The following is a 21,134-nucleotide window of genomic DNA, read 5'->3' on the forward strand; positions in this document are numbered from 1 at the left end:
TAACGTAAATAATCAATGAAAAAAGAGCCAAACAGCTAAAATATTATTCTTCTATTGAAAAAGAATGCTTGCCCAATATCCATATTGGGTAAGATGATTTTACGTTTGTTTGGCTCTTTTTTTGTATACATACAATCAAATTTGTTTTTTTAAGATTTATATAAGACGAGAAAAAAAGTCAAAAATCTATGTGTATATTTTGACCAAAATTGACCAAAGAGATATAATAGTTTTTGTAAAGATCAAAGAAATAAGTGATCTTACCTTTAATTAGGAGGTATATCTGTATGAATATTGAGAAAATGACCACGACGCTTCAAGAAGCGATTGCTGAAGCTCAACAGATTGCGGTCACTCGAAAACACCAAGATATCGACATTGCCCATGTATGGAAAATCTTCTTACAACCTAATCATTTTGGTCGAAATTTCTATACGGATGCCGGATTGGATGTCGAATCTTTTGAACATGAAATCGATCGTCTACTGGATGAGTATCCAGTTGTTTCTGGTGGAAACGTCCAATATGGACAAAACCTCAGCCAGAATTTCTTTCGATTATTGAATGAAGCAGACCAAATACGTGAAAGCTTCGGCGACGAGTTTCTTTCAACGGAAGTCGTTATTTTAGCGTTGATGAAATTAAAAAATTATCCGTTAACTGTTTATTTGAATAAAAACGGATTATCTGAAAAAGAATTGCGTAAAAACATCGAAGAGATGAGAGGAGGAGAAAGGGTGACCTCGCAAAACCAAGAAGAACAATACAAAGCATTAGAAAAATACGGCGTTGATTTAGTACAGCAAGTCAAAAGTGGAAAAATGGATCCAATCATCGGTCGTGATGAAGAAATCCGTGATGTCATCCGTATTCTTTCGCGAAAAACAAAAAATAATCCTGTTCTGATAGGAGAACCCGGTGTAGGGAAAACGGCGATCGTTGAAGGACTTGCTCAACGTATCGTACGCAAAGATGTGCCTGAAAATTTAAAAGATAAAACGATTTTTTCATTAGATATGGGTGCATTGATCGCTGGAGCAAAATTCCGCGGTGAATTTGAAGAAAGACTAAAAGCGGTCTTGAAAGAAGTCAAAAAAAGTGATGGGCGTATCCTCTTGTTCATTGACGAAATCCACAATATCGTAGGAGCAGGAAAAACAGAAGGAAGTATGGATGCCGGAAATCTGTTGAAACCAATGCTTGCTCGCGGTGAATTACATTTGATCGGTGCCACAACTTTAGATGAGTACCGTCAATATATGGAAAAAGACAAAGCGTTGGAACGTCGCTTTCAAAAGGTATTAGTCAAAGAACCAACAGTGGAAGATACGATCAGTATTCTGCGTGGATTAAAAGAACGTTTTGAGATCCACCATGGTGTTAACATCCATGACAACGCATTAGTAGCAGCAGCTACTTTATCTGACCGTTATATTACTGATCGGTTCTTACCGGACAAAGCAATCGATTTGATCGATGAAGCCAGTGCAACGATTCGGGTAGAAATGAACTCTATGCCAACGGAATTAGATCAAGTTACCAGACGTTTGATGCAGTTGGAAATCGAAGAAGCTGCACTGAAAAAAGAATCAGATGATGCAAGTAAAAAACGACTGAAAAATTTGCAAGAAGAATTAGCTGAACTTCGTGAAGAAGCAAATGCAATGAAGATGCAGTGGGAAACAGAAAAAGAAGAGGTCAATTCTGTTTCAGCAAAACGTGCTGAAATCGATAAAGCAAAACACGAATTAGAAGATGCAGAAAATAACTATGATTTAGAACGCGCTGCTGTATTGCGTCATGGTACGATACCTCAATTAGAAAAAGAATTGAAGGAACTAGAAGCCAAAGCAAAAGACAGCGAGATCAAGATGGTTCAAGAGTCCGTTACCGAAAATGAGATTGCTCAAGTCGTTGGCAGATTAACGGGTATCCCCGTAACGAAACTTGTAGAAGGCGAACGAGAAAAACTGATTAAATTGAACGAAACACTTCACAAACGAGTGATTGGTCAAGATGAAGCAGTTGATGCGGTCAGTGACGCGGTGATTCGTTCACGGGCTGGATTGCAAGACCCAAATCGTCCTTTAGGTTCTTTCCTTTTCCTAGGACCAACTGGTGTCGGAAAAACTGAATTAGCGAAAGCTTTAGCTGAGAACTTATTTGACTCAGAAGATCATATGGTACGGATCGATATGAGTGAATATATGGAAAAACATGCTGTGTCTCGTCTAGTCGGAGCTCCTCCAGGCTATGTAGGTTACGAAGAAGGCGGTCAATTAACGGAAGCTGTCAGACGAAATCCTTATACAATCGTCTTGTTGGATGAAATCGAAAAAGCGCATCCCGATGTCTTCAATATCTTGTTACAAGTCCTAGATGACGGACGCCTAACCGATTCAAAAGGGCGAGTAGTTGATTTCAAAAATACGGTTCTGATCATGACTAGCAATATCGGTTCACAGTTACTGTTGGAAGGTGTGACTGCTGATGGAACGATTCCAGAAGCAGTGGCTGAACAAGTCAACACGCTATTACGTGGAAACTTCAAACCAGAATTCTTGAACCGAATCGACGACACGATTTTATTTACACCATTGAGCCTAGACAACGTGAAAGGAATCGTTGACAAAATGGTGGCGCAATTGGCACAACGTCTGGAACATCAAGAAATCCTGTTGACAATCAGTGATGAAGCCAAAACGTGGATTGCTGAAAATGCTTATGAACCAGCATATGGTGCAAGACCATTGAAACGATTTATCACTAAGGAAGTAGAAACACCACTGGCTAAAGAAATCGTTGCAGGACATGTTATGCCTAAATCAAAAGTAACGATTACTTTACTTGATGGACAACTTCATTTCAAAACAGAAGAGCTAGAAGAAATCGTCTAATCTTCCATTGAGACTATAAAAGAAAAAAGGGGTCTGACACAACTAGTGTCAGACCTCCTTTTTTTCAAATAAACAGTGTTCCAGAAGTAGCTTCTTCGAAAAATAAGCCGAAATTTCTTGAAGCTGCCCGCTTCTGTCACAACCTCTTTTATTAGGTATTTTTCACTTTTTCTAATTTATAACTTTCAAAGTAACGCTCATCTTTTTTACTTTGAGACCATGCAAACAATCCCATCAAGGCAGCACCTATCGTATTTGTCAGCAAGTCGCCCATCGTATCCATCAATGCTGCTCGTCCGACAAACAGTGTGCCATCAGAAGCAGCAAAACGTTGAAGATTCATGCCTAAGAACTGGTCGCATAAGAATTCCCAGAACTCCCAAAACACGCCGCAAAGTCCAGCAAACGCAAAGCCGAATAAGAGGAACAACCAAGGACTGGTTTTTGATATCTCCGCATCTTTCATCAAGTAACCAATCAATCCATAGCCAAGAGCTGTCAGGACCATTGGACTCACCGCATGTAAGATTTTGTCCCAAAAAGAGATGATACTGATCAAATGCATCCCTGTACCTAAAAAGACAGAGATGAATAAGAAGAACCAGTAAAACAAAACGATTGCTGCTGGAATTTTAAGTTTGAAAACTGTCAAAATGACTTGTGGCATGAAAATCAATGCAATCCCTAATAAAGATTCCACGATAAATGTGATTCCTTGAGAAGTCGAATACTTTTGGGTGATAAATTCATAAAAATTATAGCAGACAACGAATACACCAAAAGCAAGTAAAGCTATTTGAACCTTTTTGATTTCTTTAATCACTGAAAGTCCCTCCATCTAAAAATCTTTTTACTTCTGAAAGCAACTCAGACTCTGAAGAAACCACTTTTCCGTTCAATTTGATCAGGCCTACTGTATATAAGTTCAGATAGTGAAATTGATTTTCAGCTGTTTCTTGTAGCGCAGCGATTTTTTTCGGGTGGTTTCCGCCTTGCTGCCGAGTATCAGTATACAAGCCAATCACTGGGATACCTTTCGCATAAGCCACACCGATTTCCGATGCTACGCCAGCATCAATCGTCAATCCATCTAATAAAGCAATCATCAAATCGCTTTCCAACACTTTTTCTGTGTCTGCAAGAGCAATCATCCGACTGTCTGCATAAGCAGTTTTGTCATTGATTGCTTCATTTTCTTGAGGAAGATAAATTGAAAGTTCAGGAGAGAGCGCTCTGACTTCTTTAACTATCTGCTCGTTATATAACAAATCACTTTTAGCAAACATTGGTGCGGCAAAATAAATTTTCATCTAAACATCATCCTTTTTATTAAAAATAATCGCTAAAGTAAGCTTCCATGTTTGGAATGATACGCTCTAGTGACTTCAGTGTTTCTTTATCTGTTTCTAACCGTTCGATTCTTGCCAAATAAGAAGCACGTCGATAATTCATCATCAAGCAAGTCAATGTTTGGATATTCAATCGAACAGGGTTTCCTATAGGTTCGTTCAAGACACGGACTTTTCCTTGTTCATCCCATGTTAAAGCAAAGACGCCATTATTCCAAGGAGCGACAGGATCTTCAATGATGAAATGAAAAGCATCAGCTGTTCCAACAAACGGAAACCGTTGAAGGAATTCTTTTACATCAACGATCCGAGCCATAAAATATGGTTCGATCTGCTCTTTGATCTGACTGTCTTCAATCAAAAAAGCTAAGGGCTCATTTTTGTAAATATCTCCATGTACCCAGTAAATCATGGAAAAATGAGCGGAAATAAAGTTCCATAAGCCATTTCGAGCTTCTTGATCAAGATAGAACATTTCTTTTACGTGAAATATTTCTTCAGCTACCCAGTAGAATAGAACACCTCTTGGTTCATGATTGCTATCGTAGTAGACAGCGGCTGTGCGCTCATCTTCATTTTCGAAACGCCAATATTCTTCCCAATGAAAATCACTGCGGAATAAAGCACCATGGTTTCGTTGGGCAAATTTGTTATAAACGGCAAATACGTCTGGATGATCAACTGGTAATCGCTCAACCATACCACTTACTGGGACTTGTTTAGGTAGTTGAGTATCTCTGATTTTAAAGGAAAGTTTATCAGACATAATCTCCCATCCTTTGCGCCGATAATAGGGGATACTGTAAGGATACAAATAAGAGATCCATTGCTTGTTCTTGCGCATATTATCCAATGCAACGATGATTAGATCTTGCATCAATCCGTGGTTCGCATATTCTGGATAAGTTCCAACTCCAGTCACACCCCCCATTTTATAACGTGCACCGTGAATATTGACTTCACAAGGATAGATAGCGATTTGAGAGATCAGTTTGTTTTCATGGAACCACCCGAACACTTTCGATACTTCTAAAATCGGTCTTTTGGAACGGATAAAAGCTCGTTTATTCTCAAACCCGCTTTCCTCGATATCTGCTTCAGTCACTTGGAACACATAGGAAAGTAATTCGTTGAATTGATCGATATGTTCTTGAGTGACTGGTTTTAATTCAAGATTTTCTCTAAAATCTTTTTGATCCATTTTTTCATCTCCATTTATTAGCTTGATAACAGTATAGCAAAATTCTACCAAAAAAACTTCTAAAGCTGACTAATTAAAAAGTCTTTAAATTACTACTTTTCGTTGGTATAATGGAAAGTGCTGATTATATGAAAAGAGGAGACGCTATGGATATAAAGAAAATGAAAGAACGCCAAGAGCAGATTCGTAATTTTTCGATCATTGCTCATATCGACCATGGAAAATCTACATTGGCCGATCGTATTTTAGAAATGACGCACACTGTGACGTCTCGCGAAATGCAAGATCAGCTGTTAGACTCGATGGATTTGGAACGTGAACGTGGAATCACGATTAAATTAAATGCTGTAGAACTCAATTACACAGCGAAAAACGGAGAAACATATATCTTTCACTTGATCGACACTCCAGGGCACGTCGACTTCACCTATGAAGTCTCTCGAAGCCTTGCTGCCTGTGAAGGCGCCGTTTTAGTGGTCGATGCAGCCCAAGGAATCGAAGCCCAAACATTGGCCAATGTTTATTTAGCGTTAGACAATGATTTGGAGATCCTGCCAGTCATCAATAAAATCGACCTACCCGCAGCAGATCCCGAACGTGTCCGTCAAGAAATCGAAGACGTAATCGGAATCGATGCTAGTGAAGCTGTATTAGCCAGTGCCAAATCAGGGATTGGGATTGAAGATATTCTCGAGCAGATCGTGGAATATGTTCCAGCACCAAGTGGAGACTTAGATGCACCGCTAAAAGCTTTGATCTTTGATTCTATTTATGATAGTTACCGCGGTGTTGTTCTAAATGTCCGGATCACGGACGGTATGGTCAAACCCGGAGATAAAATCAAACTGATGAGTAATGGCAAAACATTTGATGTTACAGAGGTCGGGGTCTTCTCGCCAAAAGCAGTTGCTAGAGACTTTTTGATGGTCGGTGATGTCGGTTATATCACAGCAAGTATCAAAACTGTCCAAGATACTCGAGTAGGGGATACAGTAACGTTAGCAGACAATCCTGCCGCTGAAGCTTTACCAGGTTACCGAAAAATGAATCCGATGGTTTATTGTGGTCTTTATCCAATTGATACTTCTCGTTACAACGATTTGCGGGAAGCTTTAGAAAAACTGCAATTGAATGATGCTGCTTTACAATTCGAACCAGAAACTTCTCAAGCATTAGGATTTGGGTTCCGCTGCGGATTCTTAGGACTTCTTCATATGGATGTCGTCCAAGAACGTTTGGAACGGGAATTCAATCTAGAATTGATCACGACTGCACCATCCGTTATTTACCATGTTAATAAAACAGATGGTACGACTGCTACAGTAGATAATCCGGCAGATTTCCCTGAACCTGTAACGATCCAAGATGTAGAAGAACCATTTGTCAAAGCACAGATTATGGTGCCCAATGATTTTGTCGGTGCAGTCATGGAACTTTCTCAACGAAAACGTGGAGAATTCATTACGATGGATTATTTAGACGATTACCGAGTAAATGTCGTCTATAATATTCCGCTTTCTGAAATCGTATTTGACTTTTTTGACAAATTGAAATCAAGCACGAAAGGCTATGCCTCATTGGATTATGAAATGTCTGGTTATCAAAAAAGCAAGTTAGTGAAGATGGACATCTTGCTGAATGGAGAAAAAGTCGATGCATTAAGCTTTATCGTTCACCGAGACTTTGCCTATGAACGTGGAAAAGCAATCGTTGAAAAACTGAAAAAACTAATCCCACGCCAACAATTTGAGGTGCCAATCCAAGCAGCTATTGGACAAAAAATCGTTGCCCGTTCAGACATCAAGGCCTTGCGTAAAAACGTCTTGGCTAAATGTTATGGTGGAGATGTTTCTCGTAAACGTAAACTCTTAGAGAAACAAAAAGAAGGGAAGAAGCGGATGAAACAAATCGGCTCCGTCGAAGTTCCGCAAGAAGCCTTCATGGCCGTTCTGAAAATGGATGAGGAAGAAAGTAAGAAGTAGCAAGTGGTCTGTTTAACATCACTAAAAAAAATATACCATATTTACATGGGTTTGCCACCGGAATGTCACCGGTGGCTTTTTTGTTGGTAAAATTCTCCATGATATCTACTATTTCAATTCTCATGTTATTTGTAACATGAGAATAACTGTCCATCTAATCATGTTTTGGATGCCTTGAAATCAGAGGATTAGTCGGAAACAACTTTGGATTAATCAAAAGAATCCATGTATAAACTGAGTGATGTCGTTTAAATTAGCGCAAAATTCCTAGCTGTTTTAAAAAATAGTTTGGCTATAATCTCTCAAAAAGTGTATTTATTCAAGTAACTTTTTAGAAAAAAATAGACTAGAAACAAAAGAAGCCAGCCGTAAGAGCTGGAAAACTTAATTTTTTGTATTCAGATAAATTAGTATGCAAATAAAAAATACTATCGAAACTACTAACCCAACTAAATAATTGGATAAAAAAAGGGGATCAGCATCTGAATCATCCCAAATCTGAATCATGAAATAGATAAATGGGAGGGATGAGACGATCAGTAAACAATCTTTTTTACGCCATATTTTTAAACAGTGTAGAACAATAATTTTATATGCACAAGTAACCCAGAATAAAATTTTACTAATAAATAACAAAGTTATATCCCCTTTATTTTTTCTCTTTCGCAATATATTTATCTTATCATTATTTATTGATTATGAGAAATAAATGAGATTGAAGGGGGGAGTCGGTAATAAAAGACTTATACAAAAATGAATGGTTGCTTAGATACGTAGATTACTACAGTATAATAAGAACGATTTCAAGCTATATGATCATTGATACATAAGTTCAGAAAATCGACTTAAAATGTTATTGATTGATGAGAATTGGAGAAACAGCAATGAATAAATTGAGTAAACAAGAATCGAATGTACTGAAGGAAACATTTGAAAAAGAATACGGAGTTTCTACAGAAGAAGTATATAAAGCGGCAAGTCAGGGTGTTGCTATTGCAAGTGAGGCTATTCGTAAGCTTGGATTTCTATATAAGATGATGCTCGTCAATGGGAGGGAGCGGAATGAAAATAAAAGACGGATGTTACGCTAGTAGTTATGGTATAGACGGTTTAATACTAGATATGCCGATAAAGTACCCTAATTAATTCGGATTGAAAGAATGATGAAATGCGATAAACAGCAACGGTTGAAAAATAGTAAGAACAATTAGGAAGAGTTGAAATTCACATCCTTGTTCTTACTATTTCCGTTGCTGTCTATTAATTTATAAACATCGAAGTTACGTTTATTTAAAATACATCAATTACTTATTGTCAAAGATAGATATAATACGCATCAGCTTCCGAAGTAGCAGAATTTACCTTATGGAGTCCTTCTAATTTGATGTGGAGTTCTTTGGCAACTTCTTGAATATATTTGTTAAATATACTATTTTCTAATTTTAAATAATTAGCAATCTCTATAGAAATAACTTTTTTACGTTCTTTTCCTATGAACTGAATATTAAACTGTCTTATTACACTGTTTCTATCACTTTCATTAGGAAAGCTACTTAGCATCGATACATATTCTTTTATAGACATAAGAGTACTTTTTATCATTTGGAATTCATCCATAATTTCACCTTCTCTAATTATTTTAATTTTAATTTAATTATACATGATACTTTTGTTTCTATCCATTTTTTTGCTGAAGAGAAGATTATGGTCATTATGCAGGAGAAGAATTAGGAGGGAGCTAATTTAATCTACACAAGATAAATCAGAAATTTATTTAAATGAGTAAAAAAGAGAAAATAGGGCAAGGAAAGTTTAGCGACTATCGCTAGGCGAAAAGATAAACCGCTTCTTTTTTATTTTTTAATTACATAGACATTCAGAAAAAAAGACAATCAACTAGTGATCGTCTTTTAGAAAGTTACCAATTAATTTTATAATATTGCTAGAAAATAAGATAAGAGCAAGACCTAAAATATTTACAAAAAAATTGAAATCTAAAAAAATAGCATTAAGAATAACAAGAATCATTCCGATGTATAAAAATATATTAGTGTTAAGTTTATTGATAGGTGTCATGTTTCTATCTCCAATCACTTTTAGAAAAGAGTATCTCTTATTCAATTTGTAGTCAATACCTTAATAAAAATGTCGGCAGAAATAAGAAGAATCAAGATGAAACAGATAGATGTCTATTAATAGTACTAGTATAAAGACAAAAACAATAAGTGAGAAAATTTGTAGTTATAAAAGTATAAAAATTAATCATTCTTATAAAGATAACGTAAAACAACGATGAAAAGAATAAGTGATAAAAACAACCCAACTACGTAAAAAAATAATGCTGAAAGCGATTGATAAAATGTATATTGCACTATTTTTATTATAAAAATTGCTGTTGGAAAAAAAGAAAGTATTAATATAACTGTTTTTCTAGAACGTTTAGTGAAGTAAAAGAAAGAGCTGATACCAATACAAACTGGAATCCAAAATAAAAGCATGCTAAATGTGACCACCGTATCATCTCCTATATAGTTTTATGTCAATTAGGATAATAGCATTTTATCAATTAATAACCAAATATTAAGGATAATAGTTTCTTTCGAATGGACTACAAGCACACCAGAATGAAAAATTCAGAAAACCAGAACTAACTGCAATAAAAGCAAAGTTTAAAAAATACGGTGTTCCTAAAGAAGCAGCGTATAAAGTTGCGAGCAATTGTATTTCCGGCCATCATTCGGGTTGAAAATCCAAGTAGTTAACGAAGAACAAAAAGAAAGTAGATAGATATGAGATTATTAATCGGAGATCTCGCTCGTTCATTAACCAATTGTTGTGTTCTTTCTGAAATTTTACATCTTTAAGTCTTATATCGAGTGATTATCCTTGTGTTAGTATTATATCCGTGTTATAGTAAATAAGTAATCTAATTTGAAACGTAATCTGAGCGATATATTCACACTATAAAAACTCCTTTTACCAAGTAATATTAATTGCAATAAAACACGTATTATATACGTATCAGGAGGAAATATATATGAATAACGGTACAGTAAAATGGTTTAACTCAGATAAAGGTTTTGGTTTCATCACTGGTGAAGATGGAAATGACGTATTTGCTCATTTCTCAGCAATCCAAGGAGAAGGCTTTAAGTCTTTAGATGAAGGCCAAGCAGTTACTTATGATATTGAAGAAGGTCAACGTGGTCTTCAAGCAGTAAATATCGTAAAATAATGTTGAACGTTAACCGCCTCATATGAGGTGGTTTTTTTGTTTATGTTGGTAGAAACAATCCCTCACTGTAATATTAGGTGAGGGATTGTTTTCGTTCATTGATTAAGTTTAACACTATTGTTTGCTTTAGTTTGTTTATTTCTGTCACTCAGTTTTTATCTGAAACCGTCAAATCATAAAGAAGCTACTTTTTTGAGCAAAGGAATTTACATATTTTATCAAAGATGGTTTAATGGTTTAAACTTATAAACCAAAGGAGTGAGCTACAATGATTAGACATGATCGCTTAAAAACAGAACTAGAATCATTGAGTGGTTTTTTAGCAGCTTTAGGAGACACAAAAAGACAATTGATCTTGATTAGATTATTAAATGAAAAAAGCTGTCATGGTTTGCAAGTAGGAGAACTAACTGACGATACAGGTTTATCAAGACCAGCAGTATCGCACCACTTGAAAATTTTAAAAGACGCCGATTTATTGGAGGTCAGAGAAGAAGGAACTAAAAATTTTTACTATTTAAAACACGAAAATAAAAATATATACAAATTAAGAGATTTTTTGAATGATGTAATAGATGAAATGGAGGAGCTAAAAAACAGTGAAGAAAATCCTGATCGTTGAAACAAATGTCAATCAATACAAAGGAACAAATAAAGCTACTGGGCTTTGGCTAGGAGAAACAGTAGAATTTTTAGCAGAAATCTATAAATATCAGTTTGAAGCTGATTTTGTTAGTCCGTTAGGTGGCTATGTGCCGATTGATCCTCGAAGTATGAAAAATCTAGATTCTGATGTTATGGACATTTATTCTAATAAAACATTTATTGAAAAAGGTTTGAAGAATACATTGTCTCCTGCAAACATAAAGAGTGAAAATTATATTGCTATTTACTTTACCGGAGGACATGGTGTCATGTGGGATTTTCCAGAGAATAACGCATTACAAAAAATAGCTAGTGATATTTATGAATCAAATGGATATGTATTATCTGTGTGCCACGGTATAGCAGGTTTATTGAATATCAGACTTGCTAATAATGACTATTTAATAGCAAATAAAAAATTGACTGGTTTTACTAAAATGGAGGAACGATTAGCGATGAAAAGCAAAATAGTTCCTTTTGATAATGAAGAGATGACTGTAAGGAGAAAAGGACATTTTATCAAGAAGCGTTTCTTTAAGAGTCATGTGGTAAAGGATGGACATCTGATAACTGGACAAAACCCGTATTCAACAAGAGAACTAGCACGAACATTCATCAAGGAGGTTATCTAAATGCAAACAGTTATTGGCAGTAATGGCCAAATTGGATACGAATTAGCAAAAGAGCTCAATCAAACGTACGGGAAACAGCTGCGCTTAGTTAGTCGAAATCCGAAATCAATCAACGATACAGACGAACTGATCTCAGCGGATATTTTAGATCGTGAGGCAACTATTCGTGCTGTAGCAGGAAGTGAGATTGTTTATTTTGCTGCAGGATTACCGATGGACTCCGAACAGTGGAAAACAAAATTTGAAATCATGTTAGAAAATGTCATACAGGCTTGTAAAGAAACAAAGGCGAAATTAGTTTTTTTCGATAACACTTATATGTACGAAAAAAATGACACGGAACAATTTGAGGATAGCAAATTTATTTATGATGGTATCAAATCCACTGTTCGAGCTAAAATGGCAGATCGGCTAGTGACTGAAATGGAGAATCCTGACATCGATGTGATGATTTGTCGCGCTCCTGAATTTTATGGACCTAATAAGACGCAAAGTATTACAAACAGTTTATTGTTTAACCGAGTGAAAGACGATAAGACTGCTTTGGTACCAATTTCTGATCAAACTTTAAGGACCTTGATTTGGACACCTGATGCTAGTAAAGCCATGGCGCTTTTAGCAAATCAGCCTGACACTTATAACCAAACCTGGCATCTACCTTGTGATGTAAGTCGAACATATGAAGAGATGATAAAGTTGATGGAAGAAAAGCTGCGCAAACCGGTAAAATATAAAGTGATCAAACAATGGATGTTTGATCTGGGTTCTATATTCAATAAAAATATGCAAGAGCTAAAAGAGTTACTACCTCGATACCATTATAACAACAAGTTTAATTCTGATAAATTTAAAAAGAAATTTCCAGATTTTGAAATAACAACATTCTCCAATGCATTAGACGAATTATTCAAATTAGAAAAGTAATGCTACTCGAGAGAAAAAGCGATAGTTGACATCCGCTAAATATGGAAAGCCAACTATCGCTTTTTTGTTTTATGTCATGGCTAGAATAACAGTTGCCAAGTAAAGCCAAACTTGTCAGTCACCCAGCAAACTTCTGTATACTTCTCGTAATTTTTTTCATGCATCATTACGGTTCCGCTATCTTTTAATGTATGAAATGCTTGATCAAATTCTTCCTGATTATCTACTTCAATCAAAATGGTAGATGCCCAGGTGGAGATAGGTGCAGGGAAATCTTTTGACATATCCAAAAATCCAATTACTTGATTGCCTAATTTAAGTTCGCCTTCAAGGATAAGATCCGATTCCTCTTTACTGGCATCTCCATACCGATTCAACTTGGTGATTTGGGAGTTAGGAAAAGCTTTGTGATACCAATTGATTGCTTCTTCTGCTTGACCATTATACGTCAAAAACGGTAATATTTGCTTCATCTTTTTCCCTCCTGATTCCTTTTTTGAGATCGATTGCAAAGCGATTGTAACATGGAATGGATAAAAAAGACTAAAGATAGGAACTAAATCGAAATGGTGAATTCTCCTGTATAAGTTTCAGGGGATTCTTTAAGTGTTCATGACAAGTTTTTCTTCCGTTAATAATAATCAGTCTAGTATTTATATAAAAAGGCAGACAGCAAATATAATAGGGCAATATGTGCCGGATAAAAGATATAAAAGAAATATTTCATGCCTTTTCCTTTTTGTCCGTTATATAGCAAGATTGGGATGATTGAAAAGATCATTATCCACTGGGTCATACCTAAAAAGAAGAATATTCCAGCAACAAATGAGATGATGACACATTGAATGTTACGGTGATTTCTTGCTAAATAAAGCAAAGGAATCAAAAGAACCATAAAATTATTTTCTGCTAAAAGCAGTGCAGGTAAAAATGATGTAATCAGCATAAAAACAACTTTGTTTTGAAGGATAACAGGACTAGAAAATAACAACGGGATAAATAATGAGAGCAAGATTGGTAAAATGAATAAGAGAATACTTGTAACAATCTTTTTCCAACTTCCTGTATTTTTTCCCTCAGTGAAAAGATCGATTGCATACATCATGACCGTACCAATAAACAGATCTCTGAAAATGTTATTCATCAATACCACTTCATCATAATGGACGATATTACCTAAAAAATAAGTAAAGAAGGCCATAAGAACCATTGAGAGATAAAGTCGCTGCATATATTTCTTTTTATCATGTGTATGTGAGAAGCCTACAACGCTTATAAAAAAGAACAAAGTAGCAACTGGCCTACCAAACCAATCCAGCCAGTCGGGGGCACCAAACGGATAAAACATTTGATGAATGTGATCGATAAACATCAATGTAATCCCTAAAATTTTCAAGTCAAAGGTAGAAAGTCCTCTTTTCAAACGAACAGTATTCAAATTTTTCCCTCCTAATGATTAAATAAATGAAACAAGTGACAATCACATTATTAATGAATTGAAGTCAGAAACACAATCGAAAAGTCGAACATTTTTGTCATGTGAATCGCTACAAAAATCAAAGTAAAATAGAAATCATCTTTGGAATATCAGAGATTGGAATATCAGAGAGTAGTAGAGAATAACAGATTATAACTATAATTAAATTATGTAAACTTTATATCGAAAAATAATTTATATATCAATACACCATGTACCAAAAAAAAATTTAACTTGTTTAGACATTTATCTTTTTATTCAATTTGTATGATGAAAAGATCTACGCCAAATAAAAAGCTTCCAGCCAAAATTGACTGGAAGCTTATTTTTTTCTGAAATATCCTAACACACAAATGAAAAAGATGGCCGAAGCTAATAAACCGATTTCGTAGTAAAACAATGAAATACCAGAGTCATAATAATAAAATCCTCTGATTTTATGGATAAAATAAATCATCGGACAAGCAGCTAAAAGTAAGTATTTGTTGGGCTTTTTGAATAAGTAAAAGAAAACACTGGTCATTATGATGAATGGTATCCAAAATAAAAGTTTACTTAAGACAATCAAATGATCAACTCCCATATTTTTTACCAAGAGAGATCATACCATCTTTATCGCTAAAACAAAATATTTTTTTGTGCCTTTTGAAATTTTAATTAGGATCATGGAATTGGTTCTGAATAACTATAAAATTCAATTAGAAATCACTTTGTTCTTATCAAAAATATCGCCTCTCATTCATGGAGAGGCGAAAGTTCCTAGTTTAACTCGATTTTTTTCGTTTCTTTTGGATGATGCGCCGTTTTAGGTAATGCTAATTTCAGCACACCATTTTTAAAGGTTCCGGTGATTTTTTCTTCATCAACATCAGGAAGATAGAATGAACGTTTGTAAGAGACCGAGTGTCTTTCTTTCCGTACGTAGTTGCCATCTTCTTTATCTTCCGTATGGGACTCGTGATTGGCGGAGATCGTCAAAGTGTTGTCTGAATATTCAACTGTTGTGTCTTCTTTGTCACAGCCAGGCATATCAGCTGTTAGTTTGTATTCTTTTTCATTTTCAACTAAATCTACTTTTGGATAACTTGAAACACCTAAAAAATCATTGAACGCTGGACTAAACACATCATTGAAATCAGGGAACATGTCGCGAATGCTAGGTACATTTGCCATTTTTGATCATCCTTTCAATAGAGTATTTTTTTATTTATCCCTATTTACGTAATAACTCTATTTTGAAAAAAATGCAAGTATAACGGTTGCCTTTGTGAAAGTTTCATCTAGTGAATTACAAAGGTTATCTTTCTAATTTGAGAAAGGGTTTGCTAGAATAATAGTAAGAAAATAATTTGGAGAGGAGAAAATATGGCAAAAACCAAAAATCCCTATTGGCGAGAAGAAAGCAGAATCTATCATTTAGAATTAGAAATCGCTAGGACAAGCAATCCACAAAAGAAACGTGAACTCGGCTATCTTTTAGAAAAAGAAAAAACAGCTTTGCAGCAACGAAAATGGCGAGATCGAGAAGCGCGAAATTACCAAATAAAAACGATACGTAAAACCCGTAGAAGAAAAATCGTCTATTACACATGTTGTATAGCAGGAATCATCATCGTGTCATTTTTTATAATAAGCAAATTCTTTTACCCAAATATAGAAAAATTGGATTTAGAAAACCATTCGGCGACTAATTTTATTACACAACTGACCAAAAGCGAAGTGGATACCACAAATTTAACAAGAGAGCAAGTAGAAAAGTGGGCATACTATCATTTGAAGTTAGAAGATCCAACTATTGTAAGCGCTAACTATTGTTGGTTTGACGTTCGTATCAATCAAGTTAGAGAAGTAGAAGTAGATATTTTTATGGAAGAAGTAGCTGTAGCAAACTATGTAGTTGACGCAAATGGTCACTTATATCGTATGACTGCATCTGACAAAAAAATGGTGGCGAATAAATGGGACGTACCAGAGAATTTTGAAATAGAAAACGCGAACGATTGAGATACTCGTTCGCGTTTTTTCAAAATAAAATAGCGTTAAAACACACAATGGACAGACAGAAATGTGAAACTTTCTATATCATCAAAGCGGTGTGCCGTACGCATCAGTAATCGAAATCACTCCATCTGGGGACACTCGATAGAAACCGACACTTCCTGATCCTCCTTGGGCACGAGTCTGCTTGCTAGAAGTCGTGAACAAATAATCTTTATCGATTTTTTGATAAAAGCTAGTAACGATATCTTCACTTTGTAATTCGGAACGATGGGCAATAAGAAATAGAAGTGCTTCATCAGAGTTTTCCAATGGAAGAGAAGGTTCAGTTCTTTCTTGCATTTCAGATGTTGAAGAAATGGGAGACGACTGAATGCTTGATTGGCTATATTGAGAATCTACATTACTAGTATTAGTCGAACCGACCTCAGTTGTTGAATTGATTAGTGAAGATTCATTGAGAGAATTCTTTGTAGCATTTCCACAGGCTGAAAAAAGTAGTGCAACCCCCAACAATCCTATGTAAAGCCCTTTATTCATGATGGTACCTCCTAAAATAGATTATCTTAATTCAGTATACCACTTCCCGTGTGGAATCAGATGACTTCAAATGAAAAAACCTTCCCACTAATGGGAAGGTTCATGAAGATAATAGCTTTTTTAATAATTATAGCTTTCTAATATCTTTCATCAACTTTTCTAGTAATCATAGGGAAAAATTTCAAGCAGTAGATCGCACAAATACCTACGACGATATAAATGATCTTCGCAAAAATAGTTGTTGAACCACCAGCAATCATAGCTACTAAATCAAGTTCGAACAAGCCTACCAATAGCCAGTTCAGCCCTCCCACAATCAATAAAGTTAATGCAATAGCATCTAAAGTTTTCATTAGAATTCTCCTTTCTTAAATGATAAAATAATTATATATCAAAAAGAGAAACATTGCTTATATAACGCTCAGTAATTTTAGCAAATGATGCAAAAAGAGGAAAAATAAGTAAAAGTATCGCAGATAATGCCTTCAATCAAAAAAGAAATCGACTTACAAAACGACTGATTTTCAACATTGACAGTCAGAAATACTTGATGAGCTCCGATGAGGAATGACTTGCGGACTCACTTATCCATAAAATAAACGATAGCCTTCTCGAAAACTCGAGAAGGCTATCTGACGATTCAATATTCATTAATTTAAAGTTTCGGTGACTATTACTAACTATTACTTATTTCTCATTTAAACGATGTATTCCCTAACCTCTAATACATCCTTGTAACTCTGAAGTTACGCCAGTTTTGAATAAATTTCATAAAAACAAATGAAAAGTGTCGCATAAAAATATCTTTCGTGTTTCTTTAGTATAACAGAATAAGAAGAAAAAGTCCATAAGGGATATTTTTAGCTCATTTTAAAATAACTTTTTAATCAGGTTTAAGTTTGCTATACTTGTTTTTGAGGTGATTTGGCAAGTGAAAAAAAAGATTGGAATAGTAATATTATTCACTGTTTTATTAACAGGATGTGTTTCATTAGCGAATAATTGGTTGGAACATGAAGGAACTTACTTAGTGGCTCATCGTGGTGCACACGTTATTGCGCCTGAGAATACGGTGGAGAGTATCCATCAAGCAAAAATATTAGGCTACCAAGCAGTCGAAATTGATGTTCGGACAAGTAGAGACGGCGTGAATTTTTTGATGCATGATGACACATTGGATCGAACAACAGATGGAACGGGGAAACCAGAGACATACACGATTAAACAACTAAAGAAGTTTAATTTAGATACGAAAAACTATCCAGAATACGTAAATAAAAAAGTTAAGATACCTACTTTTGAAGAAGCCGTAAAGGAAATCAAAAAAAATAACTTGATTGTCAATGTGGATGGTTCAAAAGGAAACTGGCAGGATGAACATTTTGTGAATGACATCGTAAACACGCTAAAACAAAATAATGTGTATGAACGTTCATTTTTTGTACTGACGGATAAAAAGATCCGAGACGAAGTCGTAAAGAATCATCCTGACTGCACAGTATCTTGGTTATATGACCAAAAAAATAAACTTGAAGATGAGATTGAACAAGTAAAAAGTTATAAAAAAGCGTTGCTCTCAGTATCTAATGATGCTGCTACAGAAGAAACAATCAATAAACTAAATAAATCTGGAATCGAGTATCAAGTGTATGGTGTGAATGACGTTAAACGATTTGAAGTGTTAAAAAAATCATCCGTTCCAATCGTAGAAACGGATGAAATCAATCCTAGTGATTTATAAAAATAGAATAATTAATTATGTCCGTTTCTTTTAAAGAAGCGGATATTTTAATGGAATGAATACCATTTATCGAGAAATCAATGTTTTTCTTTTTGTGAATAATAAAGATCAACTACAATATTTTGAGGGTGGTTACCGAAATGGCGCCCAAAAATCGTCAATCCGCCTTTGTTCTTAGCCTCTTTGTCGACACTGATTCTGAATTTGATAAAAGGGGAGTGCTGCAATTTTAAATCAGAGAGATTGATTATTGATAGCTGCTCTCCATCTATCCCGGTGTCTTTTGTATTGATGCGCAAGTGCTTTAACATACCGTATTGGCTGAAGCGACTGTCCCACCAGTCAGGCGTCAATCTTCCGCGGACGTCGGAGTAATTGCCTTTGGCGGTCCAAGTGCCAACTTTTACATCATTGATATAAAAGGAAATGTCGCTTGGCCAGTTGTTGTTGGAAACTGGGAATTCAGAAGAAAGCTCTAGAGAAATATCCAATAGTTCCGGTTGATCAGAAGCTTCTAAAGGATTAGGAAAAATATATTCTACATACCCATCTGAAAACCACAAAAGGGAAGCATCGACTCGTTCGTTTGATACGAATGAACGCAAGTCATCCATTTTTCCAATCACTTTTTCAGGACTAGCTAATCCGCAAGAAGGCCGCACAGAAAAATCCGAAAAATAACCCAAAGCAATCTCGTGGCTCTTTTTTTTATAAGGGAGATAGATTTGTTGAGGGAAGTGGATTTCTATTTTGTCCACAGATAAAGAATAAATCTTCTTTCGATTGTCTTCCTCCACTTCGCTAAGTTCCAAAAGAGAAATAAGTGAAGCTTCTTCAAGAACTTTCAAGTGACGAGAGATGATGGCTTTGCTTAAATTCATTTGTTGTGCTAGTTCACTAGAAGTCTGCGGTTTTTGTGCTAGTTTATCCAATATGATTAATCGAGTTTCTGCTGATAGTGCCTTGTAAACAAGAAGTGAATCTAGATCAAGGGAGAGTTCCATGGCGGATCTCCTTTCTTTTTATTTCGTTTCAAGTTTACTATATATAGAACTTTTGTACAAACCAAATGTAAATATAAACCATTTAGTTTACTGTTTTTAATCCTCTTAATATCCTTTTGACAGCGTTTTCTTTCGTGTTTTATGATTTAATAAACAAGTTGTTTAATAAAAAGTAAACGAAAGAGTTGACTAAAAAGGAGAGAGGAAAATGAATTTAAGAAAACAATGGATGGCATTATCTGTAGCAACACTTGCAATAACCGGTTTAGCTGCTTGCGGTGAGGGAAATACTTCTTCAGGAAACAAAAATGAGATTCTTTTATGGTCTTCTGCTACGGGACCAGATGGGGAGAAGATAAAAAAGAATATCGACGAATATAATCGAACAAACCCCGATTTCCCTGTAAAATTTGTTTCAATGGCTGCTGATACATTTACTTCTCGGCTCACTACTGCTGGAAAATCAGGAAGAGGAGTCCCAGATATTGCGCTTGTTGCATCCGAAGCCCTTCCTACTTATAAGAATCAGGACATGCTTGAAACTTGGAATGAAATGATAGCGGATACAGAATTAAAAAAAGAGAATTATGTAGAAATTGCTTGGGAAGTAGGAAAATTAGAAGAGGATCAATATGGTATCCCAGCAACGATGGGCTCGTGGATCATGTATTACAATAAGGATCTAGTAGAAAAATACCATCCTCAAGCGTTAGATGATGAGATCATCACCTACCAAGAGATAGAAGAAGCCGGACAAAAAGCAAAAGAAGATGGGATATATAGTTATGGGTATACTTGGGGGATGCAGAACTATTCGAACCTTTATCAGCAGATGGGAGGAGAATGGCTAGATAGCGGGAATAACATCGATATAAACAATGAACATTCGTATCGAACAGTAGAAGAATTCAAAAAGCTTCATGATAATAAGTTGATGGTTCCAGAAGGTGAGGATGCAAATAAATTATTTTTGAATCAAAGACTCCTCTTCTTACCAGAAGGAACGTGGATGTTGGGACAAATGGAAAAAATTAGTGATTTTCAATGGGGAGCGACCTTCACACCACAATGGGATGCAGAAAATCTTGTTCAAGGAACAGGTGTTGATCAATTCGCAATGTTCAAAACGAGAGAGGAACGTTCGGACGATAAAAAAGCTGGTATGGTCGAATTTTTGACTTGGTTGCAAAGCAATCAATTGGAATGGATCAAATCAGGAGCAAACCCTACTTCATTAGCTATGTTAGAGAATGAATCGTATACGGATATGCCTCAATCATTTTTATTGGCGACTGAAAAGGGTCAGGAAGCTTTATCGGTAAACGATCAAGATGGTCTTTCTTATGTATTTGCTGAGTATGATAATCGTTCTTGGGATATGATTACCGGAATGGCGGATATTAAAGAAACTTTTGAAGAAATCCAAAAAGTAGTGGATGAAAAAATGAAGTAACCGAAAGAAATCGAACGAATCTGAAGTGAGAGGAGTGCACAAATATTGAAGAACAA

23 protein-coding genes are annotated in these 21,134 nt (G+C 35.5%); 10 read left to right on the forward strand and 13 right to left on the reverse strand.

All coding sequences use genetic code 11. The features are described 5' to 3' along the window. The first annotated feature begins 287 nt into the window (after positions 1–287). Entirely contained in the window at positions 288–2,897 is a 2,610-nt protein-coding gene (gene clpB / locus A5816_RS04555; RefSeq protein WP_002301554.1) for an ATP-dependent chaperone ClpB, read from the forward strand. 151 nt (positions 2,898–3,048) lie between these two features. Here the strand turns inward: clpB and A5816_RS04560 are convergent, their stop codons facing one another. Genes A5816_RS04560 through eis form a run of 3 tightly spaced genes read right to left on the reverse strand, consistent with a single transcriptional unit; the run spans position 3,049 to position 5,447 of the window. Beyond that, positions 3,049–3,735 (reverse strand): hypothetical protein, encoded by a 687-nt coding sequence (locus A5816_RS04560; RefSeq protein ID WP_002316308.1) that lies wholly within the window; start codon positions 3,733–3,735, stop codon positions 3,049–3,051. Next, positions 3,713–4,207 carry a nucleoside 2-deoxyribosyltransferase gene (locus A5816_RS04565; RefSeq protein ID WP_086310834.1) on the reverse strand — a complete coding sequence of 165 codons (495 nt, stop codon included), beginning with the start codon at positions 4,205–4,207 and terminating at the stop codon, positions 3,713–3,715. The genes A5816_RS04560 and A5816_RS04565 overlap by 23 nt, the downstream gene beginning before the upstream one ends. Before the next feature lie 19 nt (positions 4,208–4,226). Beyond that, a complete protein-coding gene (eis, locus tag A5816_RS04570) occupies positions 4,227–5,447 on the reverse strand; it encodes an enhanced intracellular survival protein Eis (protein ID WP_086310835.1) in 1,221 nt (406 codons plus the stop codon). Positions 5,448–5,593: 146 nt separating this feature from the next. Here eis and lepA point away from each other — a divergent pair, with 146 nt between their 5' ends. Beyond that, on the forward strand, positions 5,594–7,429 hold the full coding sequence (lepA, locus tag A5816_RS04575) for a translation elongation factor 4 (RefSeq protein WP_002317740.1): 1,836 nt from the start codon (positions 5,594–5,596) through the stop codon (positions 7,427–7,429). Positions 7,430–8,313: 884 nt separating this feature from the next. Then, positions 8,314–8,520: a hypothetical protein gene (locus tag A5816_RS04590; protein ID WP_172436459.1), complete on the forward strand. Its 207-nt coding sequence runs from the start codon at positions 8,314–8,316 to the stop codon at positions 8,518–8,520. Positions 8,521–8,743: 223 nt separating this feature from the next. Here the strand turns inward: A5816_RS04590 and A5816_RS04595 are convergent, their stop codons facing one another. The 3 genes from A5816_RS04595 to A5816_RS16510 all read right to left on the reverse strand — a co-directional run bounded on the left by A5816_RS04595 (position 8,744) and on the right by A5816_RS16510 (position 9,942). Next, complete coding sequence (locus A5816_RS04595; RefSeq protein ID WP_086310837.1) at positions 8,744–9,046, reverse strand: hypothetical protein; 303 nt, start codon at positions 9,044–9,046, stop codon at positions 8,744–8,746. Positions 9,047–9,325: 279 nt separating this feature from the next. Further along, entirely contained in the window at positions 9,326–9,505 is a 180-nt protein-coding gene (locus A5816_RS16635; RefSeq protein WP_002374581.1) for a hypothetical protein, read from the reverse strand. A gap of 182 nt (positions 9,506–9,687) precedes the next feature. Next, positions 9,688–9,942 carry a hypothetical protein gene (locus A5816_RS16510; protein WP_002374583.1) on the reverse strand — a complete coding sequence of 85 codons (255 nt, stop codon included), beginning with the start codon at positions 9,940–9,942 and terminating at the stop codon, positions 9,688–9,690. 524 nt (positions 9,943–10,466) lie between these two features. On the opposite strand from A5816_RS16510, the gene A5816_RS04610 reads away from it, so the two are divergent. The 4 genes from A5816_RS04610 (at position 10,467) to A5816_RS04625 (ending at position 12,865) form a co-directional block, all read left to right on the forward strand. Continuing rightward, on the forward strand, positions 10,467–10,664 hold the full coding sequence (locus A5816_RS04610; RefSeq protein ID WP_002324896.1) for a cold-shock protein: 198 nt from the start codon (positions 10,467–10,469) through the stop codon (positions 10,662–10,664). 268 nt (positions 10,665–10,932) lie between these two features. Beyond that, a complete protein-coding gene (locus tag A5816_RS04615; RefSeq protein WP_002374585.1) occupies positions 10,933–11,286 on the forward strand; it encodes a helix-turn-helix transcriptional regulator in 354 nt (117 codons plus the stop codon). Beyond that, positions 11,264–11,941: a type 1 glutamine amidotransferase domain-containing protein gene (locus A5816_RS04620; protein ID WP_086310838.1), complete on the forward strand. Its 678-nt coding sequence runs from the start codon at positions 11,264–11,266 to the stop codon at positions 11,939–11,941. Before A5816_RS04615 ends, A5816_RS04620 begins: the two co-directional genes overlap by 23 nt. After that, entirely contained in the window at positions 11,942–12,865 is a 924-nt protein-coding gene (locus tag A5816_RS04625) for an NAD-dependent epimerase/dehydratase family protein (protein ID WP_073994781.1), read from the forward strand. Between the two features lie 80 nt (positions 12,866–12,945). Here A5816_RS04625 and A5816_RS04630 read toward each other — a convergent pair whose 3' ends face one another. The 4 genes from A5816_RS04630 to A5816_RS04645 all read right to left on the reverse strand — a co-directional run bounded on the left by A5816_RS04630 (position 12,946) and on the right by A5816_RS04645 (position 15,515). Further along, positions 12,946–13,338: a VOC family protein gene (locus A5816_RS04630; RefSeq protein WP_025478503.1), complete on the reverse strand. Its 393-nt coding sequence runs from the start codon at positions 13,336–13,338 to the stop codon at positions 12,946–12,948. 173 nt (positions 13,339–13,511) lie between these two features. Further along, positions 13,512–14,303: a TraX family protein gene (locus A5816_RS04635; RefSeq protein ID WP_086310839.1), complete on the reverse strand. Its 792-nt coding sequence runs from the start codon at positions 14,301–14,303 to the stop codon at positions 13,512–13,514. 361 nt (positions 14,304–14,664) lie between these two features. Next, positions 14,665–14,925, reverse strand: a complete 261-nt coding sequence (locus A5816_RS16640) for a hypothetical protein (RefSeq protein ID WP_086311168.1) — start codon at positions 14,923–14,925, stop codon at positions 14,665–14,667. A gap of 176 nt (positions 14,926–15,101) precedes the next feature. Continuing rightward, positions 15,102–15,515, reverse strand: a complete 414-nt coding sequence (locus A5816_RS04645) for an Hsp20/alpha crystallin family protein (RefSeq protein ID WP_086310840.1) — start codon at positions 15,513–15,515, stop codon at positions 15,102–15,104. A gap of 192 nt (positions 15,516–15,707) precedes the next feature. On the opposite strand from A5816_RS04645, the gene A5816_RS04650 reads away from it, so the two are divergent. Next, positions 15,708–16,346, forward strand: coding sequence for a hypothetical protein (locus tag A5816_RS04650; protein WP_086310841.1), 639 nt, complete (start codon positions 15,708–15,710; stop codon positions 16,344–16,346). An 81-nt stretch (positions 16,347–16,427) separates the two neighbouring features. Here A5816_RS04650 and A5816_RS04655 read toward each other — a convergent pair whose 3' ends face one another. Together A5816_RS04655 and A5816_RS04660 are read right to left on the reverse strand one after the other, a co-directional pair. Beyond that, positions 16,428–16,880: a hypothetical protein gene (locus tag A5816_RS04655; protein ID WP_086310842.1), complete on the reverse strand. Its 453-nt coding sequence runs from the start codon at positions 16,878–16,880 to the stop codon at positions 16,428–16,430. Between the two features lie 137 nt (positions 16,881–17,017). After that, positions 17,018–17,233: a DUF378 domain-containing protein gene (locus A5816_RS04660; RefSeq protein WP_002289418.1), complete on the reverse strand. Its 216-nt coding sequence runs from the start codon at positions 17,231–17,233 to the stop codon at positions 17,018–17,020. A 578-nt stretch (positions 17,234–17,811) separates the two neighbouring features. Here A5816_RS04660 and A5816_RS04665 point away from each other — a divergent pair. Next, positions 17,812–18,621 (forward strand): glycerophosphodiester phosphodiesterase family protein, encoded by an 810-nt coding sequence (locus A5816_RS04665; RefSeq protein WP_029682531.1) that lies wholly within the window; start codon positions 17,812–17,814, stop codon positions 18,619–18,621. 77 nt (positions 18,622–18,698) lie between these two features. Here the strand turns inward: A5816_RS04665 and A5816_RS04670 are convergent, their stop codons facing one another. Further along, positions 18,699–19,625, reverse strand: coding sequence for a transcriptional regulator (locus tag A5816_RS04670; protein WP_086310843.1), 927 nt, complete (start codon positions 19,623–19,625; stop codon positions 18,699–18,701). A 208-nt stretch (positions 19,626–19,833) separates the two neighbouring features. Between A5816_RS04670 and A5816_RS04675 the strand changes: the two genes are divergently transcribed. Next, on the forward strand, positions 19,834–21,078 hold the full coding sequence (locus A5816_RS04675) for an ABC transporter substrate-binding protein (protein ID WP_086310844.1): 1,245 nt from the start codon (positions 19,834–19,836) through the stop codon (positions 21,076–21,078). Positions 21,079–21,134 lie beyond the last annotated feature (56 nt).

The sequence above is a fragment of the Enterococcus sp. 3G1_DIV0629 genome, from assembly GCF_002141285.1.
GTDB classification, from domain to species: domain Bacteria; phylum Bacillota; class Bacilli; order Lactobacillales; family Enterococcaceae; genus Enterococcus_B; species Enterococcus_B lactis.